The following is a 13,817-nucleotide window of genomic DNA, read 5'->3' on the forward strand; positions in this document are numbered from 1 at the left end:
TTATCTGCTTCGCAAAAAACCTTTCGGGGTTTTAGCAGACTATTTGGAGTAGAAATTTGACCTAAAAATTGCTCAATTGCGCTCCGATGAAAAAGATGTTTTTTTACAAGGCAGCGACGCTTGCCCTTATTTTTTCTACAGTTGGTGCGGTTTGCTCCCACGCCCAGGATGACGAAATTACCTCGATAGACGATTTTCTGGAAGAAACGGCTTTAGAAAATACTGCGACAAATGATGACGCGAATGGTGCGGAGGCGCAATCTGGTTCTCCCATGGCCAATGCGTCGGGTGTCACGCAACTAGATGAACTTTCGGTGGAATCTGAAATGGAGGCGGAACAGGCGAAACAAGCTAAAAAGGCAGAATCGGTTGCGACGATTGATGCTGCTGAAATGCAGAATACCAGCAAGACTGTCTCGAAGGCTATAAATTCGGCTTCGGGTGTGAAAGTGCGCAAGTCGGGCGGCATGGGCAGCGAAGGCAAAGTCAACATTCGGGGCATGGAAGGCAAGAATATCAAGGTGCTCGTGAACGGTGTTCCTGTCGAGACGCAGGGCAACTTGGGTCTCGACGATATTCCTATTGACCAGATTGCCGATATCGAAGTTTACAAGGGTTATGTTCCGGCGCGTTTTGCGACAGATGGCGCTGGCGGTGCTATCAATATCATCACCAAGAAACGCCCTGCCAATTCGATTGACGCTTCTTACAGCCTTTCGAGTTTTAATACGCACAAGGCCTCTGTAACGGCGAGCCACTTGATTGATAGTATTGTGGGTGGCGCAGACCTGGAAGTGGGTGTGTCGGGGTATTTCAACCATTCCGACAATGATTACAAATTTACCTCGCCTTATATGAAAAGTTCTACGGGCAAGGACACGAGCGTGGTTCGCGATCATGACCATTACACCTCTTACAATGTACAGGCTTTTGCGAACTTGATGAATGCTTGGTTTGATCAGGTCTCGCTGGGCGTAAGCTACGGTGCGTTTGGCAAAGAAATTCAAGGCGACGCGAACCGCATTGTCGAATCGAGAGCGGAAGGCTATAATTTCGGCACGACATTCGGATTGGATAAGAAAAATTTGTTTGTAAAAGACTTGAATTTTGGTAATCATTTTTCGTTCGGATACAGCGAAAATAAAATCATTGACACGAGCCGTGTTCATTGCCGCAACTGGTTTGCCTGTGATACGGCCAAGAAAAACGTGGGCGAGCTTTCTACGATGGGGCTTCCGAAATTGAGGACTGTTCAGGCGTATGACTTTAATGATTTGTTGAATTTGGATTATCAGTTCTTTAAGAATCAGTTTATTTACTGGAATACGCTTTTCAGATATCATAAAGAAGACCCCGAAGATGATTTTGGCACGGAAATGCTTGGGTTCAATACTGCTGGGTATCCCGGAAAAACGATTTCTGCGACAACGGGTCTTTCGCTTGAAAATAATTTCTTTGATTCGAGATTGCAAAATCTACTGGGCTTCAAGTTCCATTACCTAAAGGCGGAAATCTCTAACACGTCTACAAGCAGATTGCAGAATGCGACCGTTGAATCGAACGATTATACGGATTTCAGTTACGATGAAAGCTTGATGTTTAGGATTGTAAAACCGCTTGCGGTTAAGGGATCCTACCAGCATGCGGTGCGCTTGCCCACGCCTGATGAACTCTTTGGCGATGGAGTGCGCGTGAGTGCCGCGACAAACCTCAAGCCCGAAGAAGCAGATAATTTTAACGTGGGGCTGTCTCTTGATTTGCAAGAAATTCCGCTGTTTGCGCGATTCCGATTTGACGGAGATGTTTTTTATTCCTATTACAAGAACCGCATTCATTATATGGGTTCATCACAGATGTCGGTGCCGTACTTTAATATGGACCCGATTCGTGGCTGGGGCTACGAAGGCGACGTAAAACTCGATGTGAATGAATGGGTGCTGCTCGGAACGAACTGGACTTTCCAGGATTTGCGCAATATAGATTATAACGCCAAACAGGGAATTTTAGAAGACGCGATTATTCCGAATATTCCGCGGTTCTTTATGAATTATATGGCGGAATTCCACATGGGCGATATACTCAACAAGAACGATTTTGTCAAGTTCTGGTGGGCCGCAAATTACACCGATGAATACTATTACGGCTGGAAAGTCAGTTCTCGCCAAAGCAGAAAAATCGATGCCTCGTTTACGCAGGATTTAGGCGTCGAATATTCCGTGTGGGACAATAAACTTGCCTGGAGTTTCGAGGTTGACAACTTTTTGGACGAAACCATTTACGATAAGTATGGCGAATCTAAACCGGGACGTACTTTCGCAACAAAGATTCGGTACAGTTTTAGATAGAATCTAACTTTGGGTAGCGTTGGCTAACTAAGTTGTCTAACCGGAAACTAAGTTGCGTAGCCTGAACTAAATTGAATGTTTGCAACATTGTTAGTCGCTTGGAAAGCTTATGGGACTAAGGCTCTAAGTCTGTTTATTAGTTTGTATGTAGTTTGCTTTTTGAAGTAAAAAGAGATAGATTTATAGTGACAAACAATTAACAAAAGGAGTAAACTATGTCCGTATGGAAAAATGAAAAGTTCTGGTTGGTGATGGCTGGTGCTGTTGGCTCCGCTATTGCAAAGAAGATCCTCAAGGCTCCGAAGACTCGCGAATGTGCCGTCAAGGGACTCGCTCAGGGCATGAAGTTCACTGCCGACGCCAAGGCTGCCTTCCAGGATATGAAGGACGAAGCTGCCGACATCTGCAACGACGCAAAGAAAGAAGCAAATAAATAATGTGTAATGTGAAATGAGAAATGTGTAATGGCTATTCTACATCACACACTTCACATTTCACATTGATTGTTTTAACCATCAATCATCATGATTTATAAAATAGTATATGATCAGCCGGGGCGAATCCGCTTTCGGGCGGGGGCCTACGCATTTGAAAAAGTGCATGAACCGCGCATCCACAAGGCATGCGTGAGTGAACCTTATGTCCAGAAAGCGGTAGTCCATTCGGAAAACGGCGGTATTCTGCTGGAATACGAAAACGGCTGTCGTGAACAGGTGATTGATTTCGTTCGAAATCTAAACATCGCGAGTCTCCCTGAAAGCGAACCCGATACCGAGTACCAGCTACAGGCTCTTGATTCTGATTTCAAGAATAAGCTCGCGTTTATGATTGCGCGGCGTTACCTTGCCAAGTTGTTTATTCCAGCTCCTATTCGCACGGTGCACCTGATTTACAGGGGCCTCAAGTTCGTGGCGAAAGGCTTGAACTGCCTTGGCGAAGGAAAGCTTTCTGTCGAGGTGCTAGATGGTGCTGCCATCGGGGCTAGCATCTTGCAGCGCAATTACGAATCTGCGGGAACCATTATGTTCCTGTTGAACGTGAGCAGTCTTCTGGAAGATTATACCAAGGCGCGCACTCGCACCGCCCTTACTGCAAGCCTTGCCGTGAAGGTGGATAATGTGTGGGTCGTTCGAGATGGCGTCGATGTTCAGGTACGCATGCAGGACGTTCAGGTGGGCGACCTCGTGCGTGTGCGTTCTGGCAGCATGATTCCTGTGGATGGTACCGTTGCCGAAGGCGATGCCTTTGTGAACGAAGCGACCATGACGGGCGAATCGCAGGCGGTTCATAAGACTGTTGGAAAATCCGTCTTTGCGGGCACCATCGTAGACGAAGGCTCGATTGTCGTGTCGGTGCGTGCCGTGAGTGGCAATACCAAGATTCAGAAAATCATTGAACTTATCGATCGCTCCGAAGATCTGAAGGCTTCTATCCAGAGTCGTGCCGAACGCCTTGCCGATGGTATTGTACCGTTCAGTTTCCTCGGTTTTGGTCTTACACTCTTGTTTACGCGCAATATTACCAAGGCGGTTTCGATTCTGATGGTGGATTATTCTTGTGCCATCAAGCTTTCGACCCCGATTTCGGTGATTTCTGCGCTCCGCGAAGCGGCTGACCGCAACATGACTGTGAAGGGCGGCAAGTACTTGGAAGAATTTGCGCTTGCCGATACCATTGTTTTCGACAAGACGGGAACGCTCACCAAGGCGGAACCGAAACTTGAACGAGTTATTCCGTTCGGAGGCCGCAGCGAAGATGAGGTGCTTCGTACTGCCGCCTGCATCGAGGAGCATTTCCCGCATAGCATGGCGCGCGCCATTGTGCGCGGGGCCGCCGAACGGGGAATCGACCACGAAGAAGAACACGCCGATGTCAAGTACATCGTGGCGCATGGAATCGCGACGACTCTCGACGGTGAACGCGCCGTTATCGGCAGCAAGCATTTCGTCGTCGAAGACGAAAAAATTGCAGTGGGCGAGGCGGAACAGAAAAAGATCGACGAACTCGCCGGAGCCGCATCCGTGATTTACCTTGCCATTGGCGGGAACCTTGCGGGCGTGCTTTGCATTAGCGATCCTCCGCGAGACGAAGCCGCCGAAGCTATCCGCATGCTCCGTGAACGCGGAATCAAGCATGTTGCGATGATTACCGGCGACAGCCAGAAAGCAGCCGAACGCACGGCGCAACTTTTGGGAATCGATACCTTCTTTGCGCAGGTGCTGCCCGAAGACAAGCACCGCTATGTGGAAAAGATGAAGGCCGATGGCCGCCGCGTGATTATGGTGGGCGATGGAATCAACGATGCGCCCGCATTGGCTGCCGCGAACGTGTCTGTTGCCATGAGCGATGCCAGCGACATTGCCCGTGAAACCGCCGATGTGACCCTCCGCAGCGAAAACCTGCGCGACCTCGCCGAACTCCGCGCATTGAGTACGCAGCTCATGGAACGCATCCAGGCGAACTACCGCTTTATCGTCGCCTTCAACTCGTCGCTCCTGGCCGCAGGATTCTTCGGAATACTTGCTCCCTCGACCTCGGCCCTGCTGCACAACCTCTCGACCATGGCGATTTGCGCCAAGAGCATGACGCCACTGAAGCAGGCGTAGGGCCCTCTCCGTCTAAAAGATAGGCTTAAATTAACGAAAAATGCCCCTGCTCAGAGCTACTTGAGCGGGGGCACCTTTATTCCCAAAGAGACACAAAAGAGGGAATTGATTTTTTTGATTCAACCAAACAAGCTTGAGTCTGAATGCTATGGCAACAACCAGAGTTAGACTTGTCTAATCAAAAGTTAGATAAAACTAACTAGAAAAACAAGGGCAAAATGTCGAAAATAATGTAAATTTTTTTATAAAATTAGTCTAATCTAAATAAATACGAATTCGGTAATATTTTTAGCCTTGCCTAATTAGATTTATTAAACTATATTAGCCCCGTCTAAATAAGGCTGGTTGAAATGGACCATACAAAACTGACTCAAAGCTTAGAAGACTACCTGGAAATGGTGCACATGCTGCGCCTGGCGAACGGGCTTGCCCGCGTCAAGGATATTGCGGCGGCTCTTGCCGTGAAAATGCCGTCGGTCGCAAAGGCCATGGTTGAACTCAAGAAGATGGGCCTTGTAAGGCAGGAACCCTACAGCGGTGTAGAACTCACCGAAGAGGGAGAGCGCGTTGCCGCCATGATTTTGAACCGTCATATTCTTCTGAAGGGTTTCCTGATTAAGCTGGGCGTGTCCGAGGCGATTGCCGACAAGGATGCTTGCAGTATGGAACATATTCTTTCTGCAGAAACGCTCGGTAAGATTGAAGATTTTGTGAAACCGTCGAATGCGATTGCCTCGGCAAAAGTTTCTTCGGTGAAAAAACTAAGGGTTGTCAAAAACACAAAGTAAACAGGAATGCTCCGCTCAAGAGTTTTCCCGTTTTTATATGAGGATGATATGAGCTGTAATTGTGGTTGCGGCGGAAAGTCGCAAACGAAAAAGTGGAGTACCGAGCCCAAGTTCTCGGAACTCAAGAAGGGCGATAAGGTAGAAATCGTCGGTTATAACGAGGGCGATTCTGCTTATAAGTCCAAGTTGCTTTCGATGGGTCTTGTGCGTGGCGTGCAGATTGAAGTCTTGCAGGCGGCCCCGCTTGGCGACCCGATCGAAGTAGCTGTGCTTTCTTATAGACTCTCGCTCCGTAAAGAAGAAGCCAACGTTCTCAAGCTGAGGAGGATATAATGGCTGCTAGAAAACTTTTGACGATTGCAATTGCCGGTAACCCGAACTGCGGAAAGACGGCTCTCTTTAACGCCCTTACGGGTGCACGCCAGCATGTGGGTAACTGGCCTGGCGTGACGGTCGAAAAGAAGGAAGGCTATTTTGAACTGGGCGACCGCCAGATTCGTCTGGTGGACCTTCCGGGTACTTACGCTTTGTTCGCAAATGCCGAAGACGAACGCGCTGCTGTCGACTACTTGCTCAGCCGCGAAGCGAGCCTGATTATTAACATTGTCGATGCGACGAACCTGGAACGCAACCTGTTCCTCACGAGCCAGCTTGCCGACATGAAGATTCCGATGGTGATTGCCGTCAACATGATGGACATTGCCGAGAATCGCGGAATCCAGCTGGATCTCGACGAGCTTTCTAATTTCTACGGCGTGCCGTGCATTCCGCTTTCTGCCGTGAACGAAAAGAGCGTCACTAACTTTATCAGCCAGATGGGCCACGTGCTTGCGAGCCCGATGCCGCTCCCGAAGCAGATGGTTTACGGCGACAAGGTCGAAGAGGCCGTGAAGGTTTTGGAACCGAAGGTGGCTCCGGTCGCAAAGCTTTTGGATGCGGACTCCCGTTGGGTTTCGCTCATGTACTTGGGCAACCAGAAAAGCTATGCGGATAAGTTTGCCGAAGCGGGCGTGAAGCTCGACAAGGCTGAAGTCGTGAAGATTCTGGGCGAAGAACCGGAATTCGCGATGGCCGAAAACCGCTATTCCATTTCGCACGAGGTGGCTGGCAAGGCGATTGTTTCTGCGCGCGCCAAGAAGACTTTCTCGGACAAGCTTGATGCCGTTCTTTTGAACCGCTGGGCTGCTCTCCCGATTTTCCTGGTCATCATGTATCTGGTGTTCTGGATTGCAGTGACGATCGGTTCTGCGTTCATTGATTTCTTTGACGTGCTCTTCGGTGCGATTTTCGTGGATGGCTTCGGCTACGTGCTGGGCGATGTACTCGGTTGCCCGTCGTTTGTCACGGCAATTCTCGCCGACGGTATCGGTGCCGGTATCCAGACGGTTTCGACCTTCATCCCGGTTATCTTCTTCATGTTCCTGTGCCTTTCGTTCTTGGAAGACTCGGGTTACATGGCCCGCGCGGCTTTCGTTGCAGACCGTTTCATGAGATTCCTCGGGCTCCCCGGTCGTGCCTTCGTGCCGATGATGGTGGGCTTCGGTTGCGGCGTGCCGGGCATTATGGGCTCCCGCGTGCTGGAATCCAAGCGTGAACGCTTCCTCACCATTTTCCTGGTGCCGTTCATGAGCTGCGGCGCACGTCTCCCGGTGTATGCGCTGTTTGCGGCTGCATTCTTCGGCAAGATGGCGGGCACGGTCGTGTTCCTGCTTTACCTCGCCGGTGTGCTGTTCGCCATCGCTTACGGTTTGTTCCTGAAAAAATCGCTTTTCCAGGGCCAGGCCAGCAACTTTGTGATGGAACTTCCGCCGTATCACTTGCCCAAGTTCAAGTCCCTGATGATTCACTGCTGGCAGCGCCTGCGTGACTACATCTGGCGCGCCGGTAAGGTGATTACCATTGCCGTTGCAATACTTGGCTTCCTCAATAGCTTCGGCATTGTGGAGAAGATGTATGTCGATGTTGACGGCAAGACGACCGAAATCGTCCAGGCCGAAGACGGCTACCAGATGGTCAAGGAAAATGAAGAAGGCGAGGCTGAAAATGTTGCTCTCCCCGAAGGTTTCGTTGTTGACGAATCCAAGGTGGTGAAGTCAAACGAGTTCACTGCCGGTAACGGCGACTCCGAAAACAGCCTGCTTTCTGTCATCGGCAAGGCCATTACGCCGGTGTTCGAACCTTTCGGCGTCGAGAAGGAAAACTGGTCGGCATCTGTGTCGCTGTTCACGGGCCTGTTGGCCAAGGAAGCCGTTATCGGTACCATGAACTCGCTGTATTCTATGGCGGGGGAGAATGCCGAGGCTCCTGCAGAAGAAAATAAGGCTGCTGAATCCGCAGAAGTTGTTGTTGAAGCTGCTCCTGCTGAGGCTCCCGCAGAAGAAACCGTCGCGGAACCTGCTGCAGAAGAAAAGCCGCTTATCGTAGGCATCGACGAATGCCCCGCCGAAGAAGAGGAAGAAGGCGGCGCTCCCGACATCAAGGGCGCTGTGCTCGAAGCCCTCGGCTCGATTCCTGCTAACCTCGCCGAAGTCTTCGGCTCCCTCACCGACCCGCTCGGAACTACCGGCGAATTGGAAGGCCAGGAAGCTGCCGAACTCAAGAAGGAAACTCTTGACAAGATTACCGACGCCAAGGTGCTGACCTGCGAAGAATATGCCGCCATCGAAACCTTCGGCGAAGAAGAAGAGGACGAAAAGACCCGCGAAGCAGTGTTTGCAAAGCTCGCTGCCGCCGGCCTCGAACTCTCCGAAGACGAAATGGGTGCTCTCGAAGAAGGCGACCTTTCCGAAACCGCCGACATCTACGCTAACCTCCGCTCTTACTTCCACAACCCGGATAAGAACGGTAACCCGGTGGATGGCTTTAACTGGCAGGTGTTCGCATTCCTCATCTTTATCTTGCTCTATGTGCCTTGCCTTGCTGCAATGGGTGTCGTAGCCCGTGAAATCGGCCTCGGCCTTGCTATCCTCATGGCTACGGTTCAGACGATTCTTGCTTGGGCTGTGGCGGTTCTCCTCTATCAGGTGCCGGTTGGAGGCGATACCAAGTGGATCGTCGCTGCCATCGTGGCGCTGGTGGGTACGGGAATCTTCCTCAAGCTCTTCGGCATGAAGGCGAATAAAGAAAAGCGTTTCGAAGACTAACCTTTGGAATCAAGAACAGGGCTGGTAGGCCCAAAACCTGCCGGCCCTTCATTAAAAATCTTGAATTAGATTAGTCTAATTTTTGGAACTAAACTGAAACATCTTGGCACGCATTTTGCAACAATAGCACACAGAAGGCGATAGCCAAGCGTTTTTGTAGCACTATTTGTAAAAAACCTGACGGAGTGTTACAAAAACAGAAAATAAATCCGTCAAGGGAGAGAAAAATGAAAAAACGTTTGACGTCTAATCTTTTGTTCGGTCTTGCAGCCGCATCCTTCTTTGCGGTGTCTGCATTTGCCCAGGATGCCGCCCCTGCCGCCGAAGCCCCCGCTGCAGCGCCTGTTGCGGAAGCTCCTGCTGCAGCCCCCGCTGCTGCCCCTGCTGAAACTCAGGCCGCTCCGGCTCCTGCCCAGGAAGCCCCTGCCGCTGCTCCGGCTCAGGAAACTCCTGCGGAACAGCCTGTCGCAGCTGCCCCTGCCGAAGAAAAACCTGCAGAACGGGCTGCTGAATCTGCTCCTGCTGAAAATACAAATCCGGGTGAAGTCGCTGACGCTGCCGGAAACGCTCTCGACATGCTCAAGGCCAGTATGAACGAAGGCACTTCGGAAGCCCAGATGGAAGTCAAGTACAATGGCGAAGTGGAATTTGATGCTTACACAGGCAATGTCTGGGCAGAAGATGACCTGAACCATTCCTACGCTTCTACCTTCGACCTGAATTTTGAAGTCAAGTTCAACGAGAAGTGGTCTGCATTCGTGGGCCTCGAAGCCGATGGCGAAACGACTGACCCGGCATCCATTTACAATGGCGCCTACATTCAGTATCAGCCGGCTGATTTCTTCGCGGTCAAGCTGGGTGACCTGACCTTCTCGGAAGGTGCATTCGTTGCCTACTATGATTACGACGATCCTGCTGACAATGCTGCCGGTATGAAGGAACACGATATCCGCGGTCTTGAAATTGACCTGGCGGGCTTCATTCTCGGTGTTGGCTTTGGCAGCGGCGATAACGACTGGGCCGACGAAGAAGGTGCCAAGGTTTACGATGTCCATGCCGCCTACGAATTCGACTACGCCGGTCAGCACTTGCGTCCGTATGTAGACTACAAGAGCTTCCAGACCACTCAGCATAACGAACTCCATGCCGGTGTCGAAGCGGGCCTCTCTCTCGGTGGTTTCGGCTTCAGGGCTGTGTATGGTTTCCATGCCGACTACCTGGGTGACGACGGCGATGTCGTGGAAGGTCAGGATTGGACATCTACTGCCCACGCCTTCTTGGTTGAGCCGACTTTCGAAGTGGGTATGTTCGATATCAAGACGACTGCCTTCTATGCCATTGTTGACAGGGGCGATGCCGCCGAAGATGCAAGCGACCTTGACAACGGCGAAATTCCGGAATACTTCTTCGTGTATGCCGAACCCGCCTTCAAGCTTGCTGAATTCATCAAGGTCGGCATTCCTGTAGAATACCACACGCACACCTTGGATGATGATGACGAAACTGCTGCAACGTTCGATGTCGGCGGCCGCATCTACATCACTCCGGTCGAAAACCTGGAAATCACTGCCTTCGGCATGGTGGATGTCGCCGTGCAGGATAACGAAGACGATGACGCCCTGCGTTTCGGTCTTGAAACGGTGTACAGCTTCTAATTACCTCGCATAATGCGCAAAAAGGGGACTGTGGCGTTTTGCCACGGTCCTTTTTGATATGCTTTTCAAGGTTTAGCCTTTACTAATTAGCCGAGGCTTTCTAAATTTAGTGTAGACTAATATATAAGGTGTGTTTTTCGTCTAATCGGAGCCGTCCTATGGAACAAGTAAAGTTAAGCCAGAGCCTTGAAGACTACTTGGAAATGGTGCACATGCTGCGCCTTGCGAACGGGATTGCCCGTGTCCGCGACATTGCGGCGGCGCTCAAGGTGAAAATGCCGTCGGTTGCCAAGGCGGTAATTGAACTCAAGAAGCTCGGCCTTGTGACGCAGGAGCCTTACAGCGGTGTTGAACTCACTTCGGAAGGCGCGCTCGTGGCGTCCCAGATTCTGAACCGTCACATTCTGCTGAAGGGTTTTTTGATCAAGCTCGGCGTGTCCGAGGCGATTGCCGACAAGGATGCCTGCTGCATGGAACACATTCTTTCGGCGGAGACTCTCGAGAAAATCGAGGATTTTGTGAACACGCCCAATGAATCGGCGAAAAAGCCGAACGCCGCTAAATCTAAGAAAAAGTAAATCGTTGGTGTATGAATAACGAACCGAAGTTTTCGGAGCTTAAAAAAGGCGACAAGGCCGAAATTATTGGATACAACACGGGTGATTCTCAGTACAAGTCCAAGCTTTTATCGATGGGGCTTGTGCGCGGCGTGGTGCTGCAGGTTTTGCAGGTGGCACCGCTCGGTGACCCGGTCGAGGTCAGCGTGCTTTCGTACAGGCTCTCGCTCCGCAAACAAGAAGCCAACGTGCTCAAGTTGAGGAGAGTCTGATGCCTATCGAGAAAGAAGTTTTCACGATTGCGATTGCAGGCAACCCGAACTGCGGCAAGACTGCACTGTTCAACTCGCTGACCGGCTCAAACCAGATTGTGGGCAACTGGCCGGGCGTGACTGTTGAAAAGAAGGAAGGTCAGTTCAAGCTCGACAACCACACGATTCGCGTGGTGGACCTGCCGGGCATTTATGCGCTGTTCGCGAACTCCGAAGACGAACGCGCCGCTCTCGATTACTTGCTCAAGGGCGAAGCGGACTTGGTCGTGAACATTCTAGATGCTACGAACCTGGAACGCAACCTGTTCCTCACGAGCCAGCTGATGGAAAAGGGCGTGCCGATGGTCTTGGCGGTGAACATGATGGACATCGCGGCGAGCCGCGGCATCCATGTGGACCTGCACAAGCTCGAAGAAATCCTCGGCGTGACGGCAATCGGTCTCACGGCGGTTTCGCCCAAGAGCTGCGAAGGCTTCGTGAACGACTTGCACAAGCTGCTGCATAACAGTCGCGAGCTTCCGCTCCCGAAGGCGGTCAAGCATTCCGAAGTCCTGGAAAAACTGATTGAAGAAATTGCGGTGCCGCTCAAGCCCGTAGCCGACAAACTCGGCGCAAGCCCGCGCTGGACGGCGGTGCAGTACCTGGAGCATAGCGGGCGAGTGCTGGAACTTGCCGACGAGTTCGGTGTCGAAATCCCGCACGACAAGATTGAAGAAGATTTGGGCGAAGAGGTGGAATTTGCGCTGGCCGATTCCCGCTACTCCTATGCCCGCGACATCGCGAAGGCGGTCATCCGCGACAACACCAATACGAGCACGCGAACTGACAAGCTCGACAAGCTCTTTTTGAATCGTATTCTGGGAATTCCGCTTTTCCTCATTGCCATGTATCTGGTGTTCTGGTTTGCGGTGAAGGTTGGTAGCGCGTTCATCGATTTCTTCGACATTTTGTTCGGCGGAATCTTTGTCGACGGCATGACGGAACTCCTGACGAAGGTTGGTGCGCCGGGCGTTGTCGTGGCGCTCTTGGCGAACGGTATCGGAACTGGCATCCAGACGGTATCGACGTTCATTCCGGTCATCTTCTTCATGTTCCTTTGCCTTTCGTTCCTCGAGGATTCCGGCTACATGTCGCGTGCGGCATTCGTGGCGGATCGCTTTATGCGGTTCCTCGGGCTCCCGGGCAAGGCTTTCGTGCCGATGATTGTGGGCTTTGGCTGCTCGGTACCGGCGCTCATGGGCACGCGCACGCTCGAAAACAAGCGCGAAAGGTTCCTTACTTTGTTCCTAGTGCCGTTTATGAGTTGCGGCGCGCGTCTCCCGGTGTATGCGTTGTTCGGTGCGGCATTCTTCGGTGAAAGTGCAGGAACGCTCGTGTTCGGGATTTACCTGACGGGCATCGTGATTGCGCTGATTTATGGCTTGCTCTTGCGGCATACGGTTTTCATGGGCAAGGAATCGACATTCATCATGGAACTGCCGCCTTATCATTTGCCCAAGGCGCGTAACCTTTTCCGCCATGCATGGCTCCGCCTCAAGGAATTCGTTTTCCGCGCGGGCAAGGTCGTGCTCATTATGGTGACGGTGCTTGGCTTTATGGGCTCCGTCGGCACGGACGGAAGTTTCGGCAACGACAACAACGAAAAGTCGGTGCTGAGCGCCGTGGGAACGGTGATTACGCCCGTGTTCGAACCCTTCGGCGTTGAACGCGACAACTGGCCTGCATCTGTCGCGCTCTTTACGGGGCTTTTCGCGAAAGAGGCGATTGTCGGAACGCTCAATTCGCTGTATGCCATCGAGGGCACGGGCGACGCAAATGCTGCGGGGGAGTCCGGCGCGATTGAGACTGTAGCCGAAACTGCGACAGACGAAGGCTTTAGCCTGAAATCTACCGTGAAAGAGGCTCTCGTGAGTGTCCCGGCGAACCTGGTGGAAGTCTTTACATCCATCGCGAATCCGCTGGGCGTCAAGGATGCCATCGATGAATCCGAAAATGCCGGGAACGAAGGGGCGTACAAGACGATGCAGGCGCATTTCAACCTGGGGCGCTTTCAGGTGCTGGCTTATCTGCTGTTCATCTTGCTCTATGTGCCGTGCCTTGCGGCCATGGGAACCGCCTTCCGTGAACTCGGGCGCTTTTACGGAACGCTCATGATGGTGCTCCAGACGGTCATCGGCTGGAGTCTCTCGGTGCTTTTCTTCCAGGTGACCTGCGGGCATTCTACCGCATGGCTTCTCACTTCGGTCGCGCTTCTCGCCGGAGTGGTCGTGAGCCTCGTTCTGATTGGCCGCGACCAACGCAAAAAGAAAGTGTTCGAATAAATATTGGGGGGTTTAGGGGGTGGGTCCCCTAGGCGAGAGGGTAACGGCAGACGCGGCGATTGCCTGGCCGTTAAGCGAACATTCGTCAGCCGAAGGCTGACCTTTGGTCACTTGGCCTTTAGGCCTTAGT

10 protein-coding genes are annotated in these 13,817 nt (G+C 51.8%); all 10 read left to right on the top strand.

All coding sequences use genetic code 11. The features are described from left to right. Positions 1-86: 86 nt before the first annotated feature. The 10 genes from B7988_RS10280 (at position 87) to feoB (B7988_RS10325) (ending at position 13,687) form a co-directional block, all read left to right on the top strand. Positions 87-2,345: a TonB-dependent receptor gene (locus B7988_RS10280; RefSeq protein ID WP_249268957.1), complete on the top strand. Its 2,259-nt coding sequence runs from the start codon at positions 87-89 to the stop codon at positions 2,343-2,345. A 215-nt stretch (positions 2,346-2,560) separates the two neighbouring features. Continuing rightward, the gene (locus B7988_RS10285; protein WP_088657819.1) at positions 2,561-2,782 is read left to right on the top strand and encodes a DUF1490 domain-containing protein; all 222 of its coding nucleotides are present in this window, start codon (positions 2,561-2,563) and stop codon (positions 2,780-2,782) included. A gap of 87 nt (positions 2,783-2,869) precedes the next feature. Then, positions 2,870-4,951, top strand: a complete 2,082-nt coding sequence (locus tag B7988_RS10290; protein ID WP_088657820.1) for a heavy metal translocating P-type ATPase — start codon at positions 2,870-2,872, stop codon at positions 4,949-4,951. Between the two features lie 350 nt (positions 4,952-5,301). Further along, positions 5,302-5,739 (top strand): metal-dependent transcriptional regulator, encoded by a 438-nt coding sequence (locus tag B7988_RS10295; protein WP_088628100.1) that lies wholly within the window; start codon positions 5,302-5,304, stop codon positions 5,737-5,739. A gap of 48 nt (positions 5,740-5,787) precedes the next feature. Continuing rightward, positions 5,788-6,072, top strand: a complete 285-nt coding sequence (locus B7988_RS10300; protein WP_088657821.1) for a FeoA family protein — start codon at positions 5,788-5,790, stop codon at positions 6,070-6,072. Further along, a complete protein-coding gene (feoB, locus tag B7988_RS10305) occupies positions 6,072-8,882 on the top strand; it encodes a ferrous iron transport protein B (RefSeq protein WP_088657822.1) in 2,811 nt (936 codons plus the stop codon). The genes B7988_RS10300 and feoB (B7988_RS10305) overlap by 1 nt, the downstream gene beginning before the upstream one ends. 227 nt (positions 8,883-9,109) lie before the next feature. Further along, a complete protein-coding gene (locus B7988_RS10310; RefSeq protein ID WP_088657823.1) occupies positions 9,110-10,537 on the top strand; it encodes a hypothetical protein in 1,428 nt (475 codons plus the stop codon). Positions 10,538-10,695: 158 nt separating this feature from the next. Continuing rightward, positions 10,696-11,115: a metal-dependent transcriptional regulator gene (locus B7988_RS10315; protein ID WP_088657824.1), complete on the top strand. Its 420-nt coding sequence runs from the start codon at positions 10,696-10,698 to the stop codon at positions 11,113-11,115. A gap of 11 nt (positions 11,116-11,126) precedes the next feature. Further along, positions 11,127-11,366, top strand: a complete 240-nt coding sequence (locus B7988_RS10320) for a FeoA family protein (protein ID WP_072799394.1) — start codon at positions 11,127-11,129, stop codon at positions 11,364-11,366. After that, positions 11,366-13,687 (top strand): Fe(2+) transporter permease subunit FeoB, encoded by a 2,322-nt coding sequence (gene feoB / locus B7988_RS10325; RefSeq protein ID WP_141225636.1) that lies wholly within the window; start codon positions 11,366-11,368, stop codon positions 13,685-13,687. The genes B7988_RS10320 and feoB (B7988_RS10325) overlap by 1 nt, the downstream gene beginning before the upstream one ends. Positions 13,688-13,817 lie beyond the last annotated feature (130 nt).

The sequence above is a fragment of the Fibrobacter sp. UWB1 genome (assembly GCF_002210325.1).
Classification (GTDB): Bacteria; Fibrobacterota; Fibrobacteria; order Fibrobacterales; family Fibrobacteraceae; genus Fibrobacter.

Coding starts and splice junctions, on each gene's coding strand:
- feoB (WP_141225636.1), top strand. CDS start 11,366: ATGCCTATCGAGAAAGAAGTTTTCACGATTGCGATTGCAGGCAACCCG.
- B7988_RS10285 (WP_088657819.1), top strand. CDS start 2,561: ATGTCCGTATGGAAAAATGAAAAGTTCTGGTTGGTGATGGCTGGTGCT.
- B7988_RS10300 (WP_088657821.1), top strand. CDS start 5,788: ATGAGCTGTAATTGTGGTTGCGGCGGAAAGTCGCAAACGAAAAAGTGG.
- B7988_RS10295 (WP_088628100.1), top strand. CDS start 5,302: ATGGACCATACAAAACTGACTCAAAGCTTAGAAGACTACCTGGAAATG.
- B7988_RS10280 (WP_249268957.1), top strand. CDS start 87: ATGAAAAAGATGTTTTTTTACAAGGCAGCGACGCTTGCCCTTATTTTT.
- B7988_RS10315 (WP_088657824.1), top strand. CDS start 10,696: ATGGAACAAGTAAAGTTAAGCCAGAGCCTTGAAGACTACTTGGAAATG.
- B7988_RS10310 (WP_088657823.1), top strand. CDS start 9,110: ATGAAAAAACGTTTGACGTCTAATCTTTTGTTCGGTCTTGCAGCCGCA.
- feoB (WP_088657822.1), top strand. CDS start 6,072: ATGGCTGCTAGAAAACTTTTGACGATTGCAATTGCCGGTAACCCGAAC.
- B7988_RS10290 (WP_088657820.1), top strand. CDS start 2,870: ATGATTTATAAAATAGTATATGATCAGCCGGGGCGAATCCGCTTTCGG.
- B7988_RS10320 (WP_072799394.1), top strand. CDS start 11,127: ATGAATAACGAACCGAAGTTTTCGGAGCTTAAAAAAGGCGACAAGGCC.